This is a genomic window from Sphaerochaeta associata (assembly GCF_022869165.1).
Classification (GTDB): Bacteria; Spirochaetota; Spirochaetia; order Sphaerochaetales; family Sphaerochaetaceae; genus Sphaerochaeta; species Sphaerochaeta associata.
Genome location: NZ_CP094929.1, coordinates 3,026,424 through 3,042,795, shown reverse-complemented (window position 1 = coordinate 3,042,795; position 16,372 = coordinate 3,026,424). Strand labels below are relative to the sequence as shown.

16 protein-coding genes are annotated in these 16,372 nt (G+C 46.6%); 12 read left to right on the top strand and 4 right to left on the bottom strand.

Annotated elements, in window-relative coordinates:
- Nucleotides 1-92 precede the first annotated feature (92 nt).
- Nucleotides 93-1,016 (bottom strand): response regulator transcription factor, encoded by a 924-nt coding sequence (locus MUG09_RS14035; protein ID WP_244772067.1) that lies wholly within the window; start codon nt 1,014-1,016, stop codon nt 93-95.
- A 128-nt stretch (nt 1,017-1,144) separates the two neighbouring features.
- Between MUG09_RS14035 and MUG09_RS14030 the strand changes: the two genes are divergently transcribed.
- Nucleotides 1,145-1,639, top strand: a complete 495-nt coding sequence (locus MUG09_RS14030) for a hypothetical protein (protein ID WP_244772066.1) — start codon at nt 1,145-1,147, stop codon at nt 1,637-1,639.
- Here MUG09_RS14030 and MUG09_RS14025 read toward each other — a convergent pair.
- Entirely contained in the window at nt 1,624-2,415 is a 792-nt protein-coding gene (locus MUG09_RS14025) for a nucleotidyl transferase AbiEii/AbiGii toxin family protein (protein ID WP_244772065.1), read from the bottom strand. The genes MUG09_RS14030 and MUG09_RS14025 overlap by 16 nt on opposite strands.
- The gene (locus tag MUG09_RS14020; protein WP_244772064.1) at nt 2,412-3,044 is read right to left on the bottom strand and encodes a type IV toxin-antitoxin system AbiEi family antitoxin domain-containing protein; all 633 of its coding nucleotides are present in this window, start codon (nt 3,042-3,044) and stop codon (nt 2,412-2,414) included. The genes MUG09_RS14025 and MUG09_RS14020 overlap by 4 nt, the downstream gene beginning before the upstream one ends.
- 99 nt (nt 3,045-3,143) lie before the next feature.
- Between MUG09_RS14020 and MUG09_RS14015 the strand changes: the two genes are divergently transcribed.
- Nucleotides 3,144-3,305, top strand: coding sequence for a hypothetical protein (locus tag MUG09_RS14015; RefSeq protein ID WP_244772063.1), 162 nt, complete (start codon nt 3,144-3,146; stop codon nt 3,303-3,305).
- Nucleotides 3,306-3,399: 94 nt separating this feature from the next.
- Here the strand turns inward: MUG09_RS14015 and MUG09_RS14010 are convergent, their stop codons facing one another.
- Nucleotides 3,400-3,879, bottom strand: a complete 480-nt coding sequence (locus tag MUG09_RS14010) for a ferritin family protein (protein ID WP_244772062.1) — start codon at nt 3,877-3,879, stop codon at nt 3,400-3,402.
- Nucleotides 3,880-3,985: 106 nt separating this feature from the next.
- Here MUG09_RS14010 and gtfA point away from each other — a divergent pair, with 106 nt between their 5' ends.
- The 10 genes from gtfA (at nt 3,986) to MUG09_RS13960 (ending at nt 16,365) form a co-directional block, all read left to right on the top strand.
- Entirely contained in the window at nt 3,986-5,392 is a 1,407-nt protein-coding gene (gene gtfA, locus MUG09_RS14005) for a sucrose phosphorylase (protein ID WP_244772061.1), read from the top strand.
- Nucleotides 5,393-5,471: 79 nt separating this feature from the next.
- The gene (locus MUG09_RS14000; RefSeq protein WP_244772060.1) at nt 5,472-6,599 is read left to right on the top strand and encodes an alpha/beta hydrolase; all 1,128 of its coding nucleotides are present in this window, start codon (nt 5,472-5,474) and stop codon (nt 6,597-6,599) included.
- A gap of 72 nt (nt 6,600-6,671) precedes the next feature.
- Nucleotides 6,672-7,670 (top strand): HNH endonuclease, encoded by a 999-nt coding sequence (locus MUG09_RS13995; RefSeq protein ID WP_244772059.1) that lies wholly within the window; start codon nt 6,672-6,674, stop codon nt 7,668-7,670.
- 90 nt (nt 7,671-7,760) lie between these two features.
- On the top strand, nt 7,761-8,327 hold the full coding sequence (locus MUG09_RS13990) for a MazG-like family protein (protein ID WP_244772058.1): 567 nt from the start codon (nt 7,761-7,763) through the stop codon (nt 8,325-8,327).
- Between the two features lie 13 nt (nt 8,328-8,340).
- Nucleotides 8,341-10,296, top strand: a complete 1,956-nt coding sequence (locus MUG09_RS13985; protein ID WP_244772057.1) for a DUF2075 domain-containing protein — start codon at nt 8,341-8,343, stop codon at nt 10,294-10,296.
- Entirely contained in the window at nt 10,293-11,201 is a 909-nt protein-coding gene (locus tag MUG09_RS13980) for an HNH endonuclease (protein WP_244772056.1), read from the top strand. Before MUG09_RS13985 ends, MUG09_RS13980 begins: the two co-directional genes overlap by 4 nt.
- Nucleotides 11,202-11,432: 231 nt before the next feature.
- Nucleotides 11,433-12,287, top strand: coding sequence for a sce7726 family protein (locus MUG09_RS13975; RefSeq protein WP_244772055.1), 855 nt, complete (start codon nt 11,433-11,435; stop codon nt 12,285-12,287).
- Between the two features lie 4 nt (nt 12,288-12,291).
- Entirely contained in the window at nt 12,292-13,251 is a 960-nt protein-coding gene (locus MUG09_RS13970; RefSeq protein WP_244772054.1) for a sce7725 family protein, read from the top strand.
- A complete protein-coding gene (locus MUG09_RS13965) occupies nt 13,248-14,342 on the top strand; it encodes an RES family NAD+ phosphorylase (protein WP_244772053.1) in 1,095 nt (364 codons plus the stop codon). The genes MUG09_RS13970 and MUG09_RS13965 overlap by 4 nt, the downstream gene beginning before the upstream one ends.
- 241 nt (nt 14,343-14,583) lie before the next feature.
- Nucleotides 14,584-16,365 (top strand): glycoside hydrolase family 2 protein, encoded by a 1,782-nt coding sequence (locus tag MUG09_RS13960; protein ID WP_244772052.1) that lies wholly within the window; start codon nt 14,584-14,586, stop codon nt 16,363-16,365.
- Nucleotides 16,366-16,372: the final 7 nt, after the last annotated feature.

The following is a 16,372-nucleotide window of genomic DNA, read 5'->3' as shown; positions in this document are numbered from 1 at the left end:
TTGACTCCTTGATGAACCCAAGTGTAGGGAGTTCAAGAAGAGAAACCTATCGGAAGAATGGTTGAGAAGCCTACGTACTGTGTCGTAGAACCTTATTGATGCAGGACATTGAGCAGTTCGATGCGGCTTTGCACTCCGACTTTCTGAAACAGGTTGTAGATGTGGGTGCGCACGGTGGCCTCTGATATTCCAAGGCGAAAGGCGATTTCCTTGTTCGTCAGGCCCTGTGCAATGAGGGATGCCATCTCCTGTTCGCGGGCGGTGAGCAGAAAACGCTTGGCGGTATCGGGTGTAAGCTCGCCGAAAGCAGAGCCGCTTTGCGGCTGCTTGGCAAGCACCTTTGCTGCAGCGATCAAAATGGTTGTGTTGATGAGCAGGTACATCAGGTACTCCAGGCTGAGGGGCTGGTATGCAAACTGGGTGAAAGCTCCCAACACATACTCCATCGCCCCCAAGGGGACGAAGAGCAGGCAGCTCAGACCGATTCCTCCATACAATGTTTTCAAGGAAGGATGGTCGTCATTCTTCCGGCTCTTGAGCAACAGGATTCCCAGACTGAGCATTGCACAGCCGACTACTAGATAGGTAATGACCGACCACTGGCCTGATGATGTCAAAGCTTGGGCGCCGAACAATGCAGAAGCAAGGTGCAGCTGGATGGCCATGGTTGTCAGACAGAGGGCAAGCGCTGTTGTAGAGAGCCCTTTGTGTGCAGTGCGAAATGAGTGAAGTGACAGTAAGTAGACCAACGATCCATAGAGAGCAAGGTTGAGAAGCGTAGCGATGACAGCGAAGGTGAAGTCAACCGAAGAAGTCGTTCCCACAAGATCCATCACTTGCTTGGCATAATAGTAGCCGGCAACCAGGGCAAGGTTGGCGATGAACAGGCTCTGCACCAGCAGCATCCGTTTGATGAACGGGTGGGAGAGTCGAAGTGCAAGGACAGCCAAGCCGGCCAGCGATGCAAAGCCGGTGGAGAAGATCAGGATATAGGCCAACAGGATGAAATGCTTCATAGGAAAAAAGCGTACCATCGCACTGTCCGATACGCAATACTTGCTCGTAGTGAAGCGCAACTACGAAGAGTTTCTGAGTGCTTTTTCTTTGTAACAAACGTAAGGTTGTGCTGTATTAGGAGAATATTATGAAACAAACTACTCGTCTCGTGGCCATTATCAGTCTTTGCTTTGTTCTTGCCTCGTGTACCTTTTTGGGCAATCTTTCACTCGGCTCATACTCACCGGACCTGGTCGATGACAAGGAGAGAATGCTGCAGGCCGGTGACTCGTTCTTTTATCGCAATCGCGATATTAGTCTCACAAACCGTAGTGCAAACTTGTCATTCCGGGGCTTCCATGGCATTGAGACGCTCTACCGCCTCGATAGCGACCAAGGTGGAACCGTAACGATCTCCACCTCCAGTTCGGTGGATACGACGCATTACAAGCTTGTCCTGATCGACGAAGTTCGACAGGAGGTGGTCACACTCATCCAAGGCTCTGGCTATGCTAGCCATACACATAACCTCAAGGCAGGAAGGTACCACATCAAGACGGTTGGTTACGATGTCGGTGGAACAGTGAGCATGAGCCTTTCTGCTGGACAGGGAGTGACTGTCAGCACTCAATCAATGAGGTAGGACTGGATGAAGTCAGGGAAGTAGAGGATGGTGCTGCTCTTCTGTTTATCGAAGAGCAGATGTTCACAATCATGCTGTTTCAGAGACAGGTCGACTTGTTTGAGGCGTTCCAGGATTGCATGCTTGAGCTCGGATTCAGAAGTAATCCCGTGTTTGGCAGTCAGATAATCGTAATTAGGCTTTGTTTGCCCAAGAAGAAATTGAGCATCGTATAGGTCTCTTCCTTTTGTCCTTGAAAGCAGAGCTGAGATTTTCATGGCACATAGAATGTCGTCAGGAGGAACAGGGACGGGAAAATGGAAGCCACAGCTCTGTATAAAGGCACGTTGAACAGGATAGGCGCATCCTTGGTCTTGCATCTCAAGCTTGATAAGGAATTTTGCATTTCTATAACCGCTTAGGTTCAAGGAGAAGAGAAGCTGGGGGAAGTATAAGCTTCTTCGATAGGCATGCAGTCCCTCATGCTCCTGTTGTTTGGGTTCAACGTTGTACCCTTGGTCCAATAGATGCTTGACTACCAAGTCGGTCATCGCTTGAAATGCTTCAAAGCTGAGGTTCTTGCAATCGAAATCAAGATCTTCACTGAAACGATCGATACGCTTGATCAATCGAAGGTTGGTTCCACCAATGAAAGAGAGGTTCTCCATATATGGAGTATGGCTTAGGTATTCCAAGATTTGGCACTGTAGGTATTCTTTTACCATGTAAGCAGCCAAATCGGTTCGTCGTTGTACCGTGGCGGGAAAGTAGTGTTGCAATGCCTGTAGATCAATCATAATAAATATGCCTCCTTCAAGGTGGTTACACGACGTTCGAGGGCTTTCACTCCATACTGCTCTGTATAGGCATCGAGTCTGGCAAAGTCGATGTCATCAAGGTCCAGGCGCAGGTCAAGCATGTCCTGTTTGCTCGTGTACTGTGGATACAGGTGCAACAAGTCAAGGATTGCTTTTTCCCGTTCAGCGATGAGCATTCCCCAAGTCGGATGGAAGGCACTTTGTTCGATGGTGTAGCCGAACATGGCCTCTTTCTTGATTGTATGGTAGCTGAACTGTCCCAGCTCATTCTCAAAGAAGCTGGTTTTCCTGCTGCTGACACTTGTTATTTGGACTACTGCTTCAGGAATCATCCCATAGAAAGCAAGTGCCGAATGAATGCTGACATAGGATGGGGCATAGAGCTTGTTGGCAATGTAGAACGGGGCGTCCCCGTCCTGCAATGCTTCAGGAAACGCATACATACCCTGTCTGAGTTGTATCAGCTTGCCCTCCTTGACCCAACGGGAGATGGAGTTCCTGCCTACCTTGTATCCTCCACCAAAGCGTATTTGGTTCATCGAGAAACAACCCATTTCAGAGAAGATAGACCGGAATGTGAGATATGAAGCACGTTCATTTGTTTCCATGATGCACTAATTATAGTGCATTTTGGAAACAAAACAAGAACATGAGTATGGCGAAAGGAATTTGTGATGGTCGTCTTGGTACTATGGTATGCTAAATCCATGAGCCAAGACACAGAGTATGAACGTGATGTTGCTGATTTGGTATATGAAAGCCTTCTCTTTGCAGAACAGGAAGCTGAGAGTGACCAGAGACGATTCAGTTCAGAGGATATCCTACAGGCAATAACATCAGAACTTGGTCGTGCTATAAAAACCTTCTGAAAAACTCTGCCGCTCTAGTCTGATTCTCCTCTGCGAAACGCGAGAATTGATGAAAAATGGAATGGGCATGCCGTTTCAGCATGCCCGTCTAGCCTTAATACTCTTCCCGTACTCCGAACTCGGCATCCTCAACCCAGCGATGGGGGCGGGTGACGAGCTTGAGCATCTCTTCAAGAATTGCATAGTGACGCTTTTCTTCGGAGATAATCTGAGAAAGGGCTTTCTTTTCCGCTTCGAATTCTAGAGAAGACAATTGCTCTGAATAGAAGTCGATGCTTTTCTTCTCTACTGCCAAAGCTTCCTCATAGGCAGGAATCTGGCCGTCGGTCACAGTAAAGTTTTCGGGGTCGAAGGCCTTGAATACCTGTTTTGCCTGTTCGAGAACCGTGGAATTGACCGTTACCAAGGCACTCTTTCCTTGCAGTGCCCTAAAATAGCTTTCATGTTTCTTCTCATCGTCGGCGAGCATCTTGAAGATGGTGGCAAAGCCCTCTGTCGGAGCCTTCTTTGCTAATTCCTTATACAGTTGAGCACCTTCCTGCTCGAGCTTGATTGCGATGTCAAATAGATCCATTTCATCCTCCTCGTTTCCTACAGTATAGGTAGGATATGAAGAGGATGCAAGGGGCAAATACAAGGAAGAATTGACTGTTGAATGTTGTTCTCTTATAGTGCATTACATGAAGAACGGTGTAATGCTGATAACCTATCCTGATTCTCTTGGTCGCAATCTTAGCGATTTGGAACAAGTCGTCTCCAAGTATTTCTCAAAGGCCGTAACCGGCATTCACGTTCTGCCGTTCTTCCCTTCCTCGGGTGACCGGGGCTTCGCCCCCATGACCTATCGTCAGATCGACTCCTCCTTTGGTGATTGGGCGGATATGAAAAAGCTTGCCGACGATTATGATCTTATGTTCGACTATATGATCAACCACATCTCTACGAGCAGCGAGTATTTTCAAGACTTCGTTGATAAGGGTGATGATTCACAGTACAAAAATCTGTTCATCGATTTCGACAAGTTCTGGGGGAGCACACCCACCGAGGAGCAGATCGGCAGGATTTACAAACGCAAGCCGCTGGCCCCCATCCGCTCAATTACCTTCTTTGATGGGACGAAGCGCAATATCTGGTTCACCTTTGGTGATGATCAGGTGGACCTCAACTTGGAGACTGAGGAAGGGCTTCGCTTTCTCGACGATAACTTAAGGTTCTTGGCTGAGCATGGGGCTGCCATGGTTCGCCTCGATGCTTTTGCCTATACGACAAAAGTAAAGGATACCGATTGCTTCTTCGTAGAGCCGAAGGTTTGGGAGATTTTAAAGCGTTGTGCCGATGTACTTAGGGCCTACGATGTGGGTCTTCTTCCAGAAATCCACGAGCACTTTTCAATTCAGGAGAAGCTTGCGAGAAATGGCTATCCGGTCTATGACTTCGCTCTGCCGATGCTCGTATTGCATGCCTTGTACTTTCATGAAGCCTCCTACCTTTCGAACTGGTACGAGATTTGTCCGAGAAACCAGTTCACCACCCTCGATACCCACGATGGCATCGGAGTGGTGGATGTGCGAGGTTTGCTCCCTGACGAGGAGATTGAAGCGACCAAGGAGCATCTGTTCACCTACGGGGCGAATGTGAAGCGCATTTACAATACGGCCAAGTACAACAACCTGGATATTTATCAGATCAACTGCACGTATTACTCAGCCCTCGGGGAGGATGACAAGGCATACCTTTTCGCCCGTGCCCTGCAGTTCTTCTCCCCTGGTACACCCCAGGTCTATTATGTGGGGATGCTGGCAGGTAAAAATGACATCCAATTGCTGGAAGAAACAAAAGAGGGCAGGAACATCAACCGTCACTATTACACCCTGGAAGAGATTGAACAGGAAGTGAAACGACCGGTTGTGCAAAAGCTTCTTGCTTTGATGGAACTGCGCTCAACACATCCTGCGTTCAAGGGTGAGTTCTCTCAACAGCTCAATGATAAGCAGCATTTGATTCTTTCTTGGAAGACAGAATCAGAGTCTATTGAGCTGCACGCAGATTTCCAGTCGTATGAGTTTGAGATAGTAGAACATATTTGATAATGGGTGGGTTTCACTGGAAATTCTTTCTTTGTATTGTTATAACTATAAGATAGATATCAATAACAAGGGAGTTTTCATGAAAAAGCTGTTACTCTGTCTTTTGGGCGCCATACTGTTGCTCAGTGGGTGTGCTTCGCTCTCAACAAGAACAATTGAATCGGGAATACAGATAATTCCTTCTTTCGATGAGTACCCCATTGAAGGCATGCTTGCCATGCCTGAAGGCAATACAGCTGAAACACTGGTCATTTACGTCAATGGCTCGGGTCCGAATACCTACGACAACAAGCGTCAGCTTGATGAGAATAGGAAATTCACCTATTTCGACCTATTTCGAGAAGAGTTTACGAAGCGCGGGATTGCTTTCTTCAGTTACAATACACGAGGAGTTACTACTTCTGATGAGCCTCCATACTTCACCTATGTCGATGATGAGCTCTTTAAGCAGTATATCCCACAGACAAGTGTGAAAGATGTGGTTGAAATGGTGAAGTACCTCAGAAAACTTCCTGGACTCAAGCATGCAAAGATTATTCTCTTGGGCTGGAGCGAAGGCACCCTGATCGCCCCGCTTGTTGCAAAAGAAACGCACATCGACGGCCTGATTCTCTGTGGTTATATGTACGATGATATGATGACCATCCTGGACTGGCAGCAGACCGGTGGTTCAAGCATGGTGTTCTATCGCAACTATTTCGACTACGACAAGGATGGCATTGTATCGCCCGAGGAGTTTGCTGAAGATAGGAACGGGATTGCCGGATACTTTGGCATTACCTATGACTACATGGATCAGAACAAGGATGGAATTCTTGATGAAGCTGACTTTGCAATTATGCTCGAACCTTCACGAAATGAGCTCTATAAAGCAATTGAAGAAGGAGATCGTGAATACCTGAAGAACGACTATGGAATTCATCTCACTCCCGAATGGTTTGCTGCCCACAAGCAGATGCCGGCAAACAAGGAGATTCTTCCCCAACTTGATATCCCCATCCACATCATTCACGGCACGTTCGATCAGAACTCCTCAGTAAATGGTGTCTATGCAACACAAGAACTCTTCAAGAAGCTGGGCAAACACAATCTCACTGTCTCAGTCTACGAAGGCTATAACCATGACCTCAACTACATGGGCTATGTACTCACAGGAGAGATTCCAGAGGGATTGAAAGCAGTGTTTGAGGCGGGGATGGGGGTGTAGGGGAGTTGTTTCTTGCATATTTAGATTAGAAAATACCTGGAATTCAAGACAGACTTGTTGTACCCTGGCTTTATGAATGGCCTTGCGGAAAAACAGGATGGGTTGGCAAGAAAACTGGTATCAATCCTAAAAATCGGGAATGCTTATACGCTTGAAGAAATGGCGAGCATCCTTAATCAGAAACCGAATGCGGTTTCTAGGAAAGGTGTGCTTACCAGTGATGGTTCTGATGCCCAAATATTGCTTGTGACTCTTGAAAAAGATAAGTATTCGACTCCCGGGTACTTTGATCACTTGTCTGGTTCCAGGCTTTTTTGGACTGGGCAGAACGTACTCAAGGCAACTGAGAAAAAGCTTATTGCAGGTACCCATGACACGTTCATCTTTCTTCAGGAGCGCCGAAAGACTCCGTATGTGTATTATGGTCGGGCAATCCCAACCCGGATGCAGATTAATTGGGAACCGGGCAAGCCATCGCATATTGTCTTTGAGTTGGTTGAGTATGCTGCATCCCTTGAAGCTATGAACTTGCGATCAAGTAAAATATATCAGGCAGACGAGGTTATCCAAACAGAGCATGGGTATGCAGTTTCAAGTCTGCCTGAACGAACTGAAACCGAGAAGTTTTCTACCATACGTACAGCTCAATCAACTTATCGAAAGAATGTGTTATCGTTTTGGCACGAACAGTGTGCTGTCACCGGTGTCGATAATAAAGGCTGGCTTATTGCAAGTCATATAAAGCCATGGCGTGAATCTACAGATGAAGAGCGGCTGGATCCACATAACTCACTCTTGTTGACTCCGAACTTTGACAAGCTTTTTGATCGAGGAGTGATTTCCTTCTCGTCAAGCAATGGGAAAATAATATTGCCAGAACACCAGTCCCGTACCATGTGGAATAATCTCAACAGGATGCATGTCGATGACAATATATGTCTGAGAGAGGTTCCTGATGGCGTCGGCAAATTCTTGGATTATCATACTCAATTCATCTATAGCTTTGAGCCGACGGATGATGTTACAACTGAGGACTTTATTGAGGAGATGTTGGTTAAGGGTTTGGTCTGATTCTTCTTCGATGGGTTTTACTACCATGAATAATCCGGCAGGGCATAAAAGTAGCTTTGTGTTCAGTTTTACAAGTGCTATACTATCACCTTGAAAAAGGACACCCGCATGCCAACCAACTACAACCCTATACTCACTCTTCAGAAACACCTTGGACTCTCTTCTGCCGAGATTGCTGAGAAGCTAGGTATTACTGAGGAAGAATACCTTCTTAGTGTTCTAGATCCTCCCTCATCCCTGATTAAGACCCTCTCTTCTGTCTTTGGTGTGAACAAGCAGTATCTTGTTGATGGAGTCGGTCCTATGTTTTCAACTTGTACTCTCCCTGTTTCTGACATCCTTGCTTTTCGGGACGAGCGCAACTGGAAACAGTTCCACACCCCTAAGGATCTCTCGATTTCCTTGAGCCTTGAGGCTGCTGAGTTGCTTGAATGCTTTCAGTGGTCGGGTAGTGACGTAGAAGCAAAGAGCAAGCATGCTCGGATGGAGGAAGAGCTTGCTGACATTCTTATCTACAGCGTGCTCTTTGCCGATGCAATTGGTGTCGATATTCCTACCATCATACATAACAAGCTCAAGAAGAACGGTGAGAAGTATGCCGTAGATAAAGCATATGGAAATGCAAAGAAGTACACCGAGTTCTCAGAAACCGATTAGCCTGGAGGCTTGAATGCTTGTATATGCAGGGGATAAACAGCAATTTCTTCACGACGTTCGTACCAACGCCATCGATCGCAAGATTGAGGACTTGGTGGCAACAAAGCTGCATAAACGGGTGGGAAGCAGTGAAAAGCAGTCGTGGATCAACTCATTGACCCATATGCAGAATATTCTTCTCGATCCTGAGATACCCCAGGACTCGGGAGTAGCCATCGAGTTTGCCATTCCCAATACCTCCAAGCGTGTCGACTTCATTATCAGCGGTCTGGATGAAAACAATCGCCACAATGCTGTAATTATTGAGCTTAAGCAGTGGAGTGAGGTATCCCCTCTGGAAGCAGTTGATCAACTACTGCTTGCCGAAGAAGAGGCTGAGATCAAGCACGTGAAGACGTTTCTTGGAGGAGGAAAGCACAAGGCTGTGCATCCCTCCTACCAAGCATGGTCCTACCGAGCGTTTATAACCGACTACAACTCCAGCGTTGAAGATGTTCCTATTGCTTTGCAGAGCTGCGCCTACCTGCATAACTACTACAGCAAAGCTCAGAATGACCCTTTGTTTATGCCCTATTTCTCGGGATTGCTTGAACAGTCGCCATTGTTCTGTCGCTCTGATGCAGAACAGCTTTGCTCATTTATTAAGAAATACATCCGTAAGGGTGACGCCAAGCAGACCCTATATTACATCGAGAACGGGACGATCAGGCCTTCGAAGAGCCTGCAGGACTCTCTAGCCTCAATGCTTCGGGGCAACCGGGAGTTTGTGCTCATTGACGAGCAGAAAATCGTCTATGAGCAGATACTCTCCCTTTCAAGAAAGTCCTTCTCTGATGGTAAGAAACGCGTCTTTCTGGTCAAAGGAGGGCCTGGAACCGGTAAGACTGTCGTTGCAATCAACCTCCTGGTCCAATTGAGCAATGAAGGCCAAGTCTGCTCATACGTTACGAAAAACAGTGCTCCGCGCAACGTGTTTGAAAGACGGCTGAAAGAAGGTTCGTTCAAGACCAAGAATATATCCAGTTTGTTCAGGAGTTCATCTGGTTTCATTGATTCAGACTCCAATGACTTCGGGACGCTCATTGTTGATGAGGCACATCGACTGAACAAGAGAACCCAGCTTGGGCCGAAGATCACAGGTGAAGACCAGATTAAAGAAATCATGAACGCTGCCGCCTGCAGTGTCTTCTTCCTAGACGAGGATCAGCGGGTCACTGCCCAGGATTACGGAGACAGGGAGCAAATCCTTTACTGGGCAAAGCAGTATGGAGCACAGGTGCAGGAAGGGGAGCTTGTCTCCCAATTCCGCTGCAACGGATCGGATGGGTACCTGTCTTGGTTGGATGGTGTATTGGGAATCCAGAAGGAGACGGCTAATCCAACACTGGAAGGAATCAAGTACGATTTTAAAGTACTCGATGACCCCATCGAGCTCAGAAGGCTCATTGAGGAGAAGAACTGTATTGACAACAAAGCCCGCCTGGTTGCCGGCTACTGCTGGGAGTGGGTCAGCAAAAATGGTTCGAATACCGAGAATGACATTATACTTGGTGACTTTGCCATGCGTTGGAACCTTAGCAGCGATCCGACCTTTGCAATTTCCAAGAGTTCCATCGACCAAGTTGGGTGTATCCACACCACTCAAGGTCTGGAATTTTCCTATGTCGGCGTAATCATCGGCAACGACCTGCGTTTTGAAAAAGGGCGCGTCATTACCGATTTCTCCAAGCGTGCAAAGAGTGACAAGTCCCTGCATGGCTTGATTGGCAAAGTAAGAAAAGGCGACATACAAGCAACCAAGGATGTGGACATCATAATCCGTAATACCTACAGGACTCTGATGAGTCGTGGCATGAAGGGTTGCTATGTGTATTGCACCGATAAGGCTTTGGCTCTGTTTCTCAGGACCAGAATAGATGGGTATGCCTTCGAAGAGAGTGGAGTGCTGGCAGCGGAGGAGCCGAGATGAAAGCATTTGTCGGGGTGACCGACTATGAGTGGTATCAGAGGTTGTCTTCCCAAGCCTATGACGAAGTGAACTTCTGGAAACCAGGTGGCAGTACCAATTTCAAGGCGCTTGAACCAGGGGAGCTCTTCTTGTTCAAGCTCCATGCCCCGCTGAATTACATTGTCGGTGGCGCTTACTTCGTGCGGTTCCATATTCTTCCAAGCTTTCTTGCCTGGGAAGCTTTTGGACAGAAGAATGGTACGCGGAGCTTCGAGGAGCTGGAGAATCGTATCGCTAAATATCGAAAGACCACCGATTCAAATCCTCAGATTGGGTGCATCATTCTCGGTTCTCCCTTCTTCTTTCCCGAATCTGATTGGATACCGGCGCCATCTGATTGGGGCAAGAGCATCGTGCAAGGTAAAACGTATGATTCGGATAGCCCAATTGGAAACTCTTTGCTGGATGCTGTGTTTGAGAGAATCAGAAAGCCTTATGAGAGAGAATCAGTAGGTAAGGAAGAAGGAGCCAGAGAGGGCTTGACTCTGGCAAAATACCGCATCGGGCAAGGGACCTTCCGAGTCATGGTTACCGAGGCCTACCATAGAAGGTGCGCCATCAGCGGGGAGAAGACGCTTCCCGTACTCGATGCCGCCCACATCGTTCCCTTCAGTGAAGAGGGTAGTTACTCTGTACAGAATGGCTTGCTGCTCCGAACGGATATCCACACGCTCTATGACAAAGGATACCTGACAGTCACTCCCTCCTACCATGTGGAAGTCAGTTCCCGTCTGAAACAGGACTACGGTAACGGAAAGATTTATTATGCCTACCATGGGCAGGAACTTCCAAATCTGCCGAATAATCCAGAGGAGAGACCATTAAAAGAGTACCTTATGTGGCATGCAGAGCATGTATATAGGTAAGTTATCTTTGATAGCCTTGATTGATTTCAATTGGCATTTCGAAATTTCTCTCAAGAGGCCAAATCCGATTTGCTCATGCCAAGTTCCTGTAGACAATGATACCATGCAAGCAAAATAGAATCCGATTAACCTTAGCCTTACAGATGCCATTTGAAGCAAGACTTCAGAATCGTTGCATCTGTATAGCAGATGTGCGAAGATGAGGCAGGCAGTGAAGAGGAACAGATAGGGATGAGTAAGCATGACGGCCTTTACAATAAACTCTTTACACAGAAAGTGTTTGAAGCATTAATGTCCAAGAAGGGCCATGCAGTGTATCAAGCACTGGCTGAAGCTGATTTTCAGCATCCCCATCTATTGAGCAATGGTGAGATTATTCACAAGCTCTATAGTCAGATGTCCAAGTGCTACCGTAATGAGTATTTCTACCAGAACACATTGCTCAATACCTTGCTGCTTGGAAAACATAGCGTACGCACGACAACGGCATTAAGCCAGGTTACCGTTGGAAAGGCTGTTGCAGATTTCATCCTCATCAATGGAAAAGCGGTGGTGTATGAGATCAAGTCTGACCTGGATTCGTTTGATCGGTTGGAAAGTCAGATAGAAGCCTATTACCATGCGTTCGACCATGTTTGTGTGGTGGCCCCCGAGTCTTCCTTTTCGAGGTTGAACACCATGTTCTCAAACAGCCCGGTCGGCATCTATGTCCTGACAGCGCGTAATACTATCAGCACAAAGCAGAAAAAAGAGCCTGTTGCCGATTCAAGTAAACTTTCTCATCAAGCCTTGTTCAAGCTACTCCGAAAACGGGAATACGAGCATGTCGTTTACTCCTATCATGGATTCCTGCCTGAAGCGACTCCTGTCTTCTGGTATGAAGCATGTGAAGCATTATTTTCCAAGATTCCTCTGGATCAAGCCTATCGAGTGGTACTGAAAACGCTGAAAAATCGTGTATCCATAGAACAGGAACAGATACAAGCAGTTCCGTATTCCTTGCGTTCTCTTGCCTATTTCAATACGGGAACAGCTCTGGATGCTGCATCCCTGCAATCCTTTCTGAATCAGCAATATCGGAGGTGATCGCATGTATTTTCCTTATATTCGAGGGCGACAATTTGATTTGCTTGCACTGCGTGATTTGGTAGAGAAGAACCTATTGCATGACCACATTGTCCCGATAATCGAACCGGTCAGTCTTTCCTCAACCTTGGTATCCACAATCACTCAGTTCAATGCAAGGAAGCATCCGCTTGCAATAATTCGTAACCCTGAAGTGGGTTCCTTTTCGGAAGAGTTTGGAGCTTTCGATGGAGCGACCGGGAATGTTTCAAGAAAACAGGACTTTGCTGCAGAGATGTTGCAACCTTTTATGCTGCAAGCCCTGATCATGAATAACGATTTGCCTGGAGTTCTCTCTGCTGTAACTGAGTCAGGCATTGAGAAGCAAGATTTGGTAGTCGTGCTTAACGATCGGGACATGCTCAAACCGTATCAGAGCTTGTTTGCCCCGGATGCGCCCCGCTTTACAGTAATTCCAGATGAAGGCGTATTCAGGCGCAATATTACAACGAATAAAGTCTTGCTGACAGACTCCTTTCAACGGCAGGAGCGTAATGCCGATTACTCTCAGAAAGAAGACGAATTCTTTTCTGATGCTCATCTGTATTATAGGAGTGAAGGGTATGTTGGATTCGCAGACTACTCAATAATCGGTGATTCATACAATGCGGCTGGTTTTGCTCCCTACGCTGTGGCAATCCATATTGTGTATCCAGCTATCGATAAAAGCCTGAGGGTCAGGCACTTTGTTTCTGATTCCAACCAAGACATCAACAATCCTGCCCAGAAATTCTATCAAGCCTTGAAGAAAATGGTTGAATGGTATGAAAACGAGAGAGTTGTGCCTCTAACATTGGGGTTGAAGATATTGTTGGATCATTATCAGGCTCAAACGTATCCCGGGCTTGGAAGTTTAAAGAAGCTCACCATTATGCATCATCTCGAATTGATGGAGAAATTGCTTGATGGGGGTTTATTTGTATGAAATGTTGTGTTCATTGTTTTAAGGATTCTGAAATCATTGCAGTTGTTGAAGCAACCAAAGCTATTGGGACCTGTGATTTTTGTGGACATGAGCATACTGCTGTCTATGAGATATCATCAAATACAATTCTTACAGAACTATTCGAAGGATTTCTGGACATCTATTCGGTGGTTGAAGATTTGCCTTCAGAGTACCCTGATGAGCGTAAAGCCTTATTGTGTGAATGCCTGTTTCGAGATTGGACACTCTTTTCAAGTAATCCCGAAGCTATTCAGAAACTTATGATTGCGATATGCAATGACAAGTATTTAGCCCAGCCTGAGCTTTTTGAATCACAAGTAGGGATAGCGGAGTATTGCAATCCTCAATATCTGGAGCATAACGCTATCCTAAAAACCTACTCATGGCAGAAGTTTGTTGATGATATTAAGAGGAACAACAGATTTCACACAAATTTTGTGAATAGGGAAGTCCTGAAGGCGTTCGTTCGATGTGTGAGAAAAACGTATGTACCTGCTGAGGTTTTCTATCGGGCGCGAATCTGTCCCAATTTAAAAGGATTCAAGAAGAGTGAAATGGGTGCTCCTCCGGCTCATAGGGTGAATGCAGGGAGGGCCAATCCCGAGGGTGTTCAAGTTCTTTACCTTTCCAATACAGAGAAAACGACACTGCATGAAATTTGTGCTGGTATGTATGATTATGTTTCAATCGGAACTTTTAGACTGCTCAAGCAAATCGAAGTCATCAATCTTGCTGAAATTGATGTAGTCAGTCCATTTATTGCCAACTCTTTATTAGATATCGACTATGTACAGTATGCAGTCAATCAGGATGTCCTACGTAAGATGAGAGCGGAAATTGCAAAACCTCTTCGCAGACATGACAGTACCTTGGACTATCTGCCAACACAGTATATCAGTGACTTTATCAAAAGCCTTGGATTCGATGGAATTGAATATACGAGTACCATGAGCGAAGAGGGGAGAAACCTTGCAGTTTTCAAGGAGTCAGTGTTTCACTGCACTAAAACCAAGGTTCTGGACATTAAAGCAATCGAATATGAGTATGATGTAGTTTCAAAGAGGGCGTAAATCCTTTTGATGATTCACAGAAGATGCCTTCATATTTCAGCGAAAATCTGTTTCTATATCGAAGTTTTTTGCTTGGTTTATCAACATGGTGATAACAATTCCTTCATCGTTCACTCTTAAATGTAGTTTTATAATGCTACTTCAAGTAAAAATCTCTGAGTACCCCCCAAAATATTGGGAGTACTTAGAATCCAGCTGACTTGTGGTTGCTGGTAGACTTTATAATACAGAGGAGAGAACAATGACAATCCTGCCTAAGCCAGAACATCCCAATCCGCAATTTATGCGGTCGGAGTGGACCAACCTCAATGGAGAGTGGACCTATACCATCAATATGAGGCCGCCCTATTTCTCTGAGAAACAGTCCTTCAACCAGGAAGAGAAGAGTACCGGCTTTGACAAGACCATTGTTGTTCCGTTCTCACCAGAGAGTGAGCTGTCGGGTGTGGCCTACAAGGACCTGATCTTCTCGATCTTCTACCACCGAACGCTTGAGATTCCTTTCTCCTATGCAGGCAAAAGGGTTCTGTTGCATTTTGGAGCTGTTTTTTACCATGCCGATGTCTTTATCGATGGTATGCAGGTAGGCTTTCACGACGGAGGCAGCACCCCCTTTACCATTGATCTTACAAGGCATGTCAGCGCTGGAAAAAGCTATAACCTTGTCGTGAAGGCAACCAGCAACCTGCAGGATGGAAGTATTCCATCGGGAAAGCAATCAAGCTTCCTTCACTCCTATAAATGCTTCTATACCCGGACTACCGGCATTTGGCAGACCGTCTGGATGGAAGCCGTCTCTCCCTTCAGTTTGGAAAGTGTGCAGATGAACTGCGATATTGACAGTGAACAGCTGACAATAATCCCACGGTTCTCAGCAATTGCAGAAGGAATGGAATTCGGCTGCAAAGTGTTCACTGAGGATGGTTCGTTGGCTGCTTTCGCTAAATGCTTGGCCAATGAAGGTTCGCCCGTCGTCCTCAGCATTCCCTTCATGCAACTCTGGGACCCTGATAAACCCTATGTGTATACCCTTGAGCTTACCGTACTGGTTGGGAATTCGGTTGTAGATACCGTCTCCTCCTACATGGGCATGCGCCATGTTCAAGTGCAAGGCAATCAAGTCTACCTCAATCACAAGAAACTCTATCAGCGCCTTGTCCTGGATCAAGGCTACTACCCATCCAGCCAATGGACTTCCCCTTCCGACGAAGCGTTGAGACAAGACATCCTGCTTGCCAAACAGGCAGGATTCAACGGCGCTCGTCTGCACCAAAAAGTATTTGAACCTCGCTATCTCTACTGGGCCGACCGACTTGGGTATTTATGCTGGGGCGAAAGCCCGAGCTGGGGTCTGGAATATAATCAGGAGGGATTACCTGCTCGTAATTTCCTCTCCGAATGGGCGGAGATCATTGCGCGCGACCGTAATCATCCCTCGATCATCACGTGGACGCCGCTGAACGAAACCTTCCGTTTCACCGATGCCCATGCACATCGTCGCCTCCACCGCGATGCATACAACTTATGCAAGATGCTCGACCCATCGCGTCCGGTAAATGACAGCAGTGGGTACATTCACTTTGTCACCGACTTGTGGACAGTACATGCCTATGATCAGGATCCCCAAAAGTTTGCAGCCAAGCTGGAGATGAAGGATGGCAAGCCCTTCCGCAACTTCCCTCAGTTCGAGAGCGAGTACAGCGGCCAGCCTTATCTGGTCGATGAGTACGGAGGCATCAAGTGGGATCCAGCAACGCAATTGAATTCAGAACTGATTGTAGGCCAGAACCTTGTTTCATGGGGCTATGGCGAATCACCGAAAACCTTGGAAGAGTTCTATGCCCGGCTTGAGGCCCTTACCGATGTTATTCTCGAAATGGATCATGCGTGCGGCTACTGCTACACACAGCTTACTGATGTCGAACAGGAGAAAAATGGCATATACTACTACGACAGAACCTTGAAGTTTGACATGCAGCGGATAGCCGCCATATTCTCCAAGGTTCCCAAAACATATCAGTAACCAATAG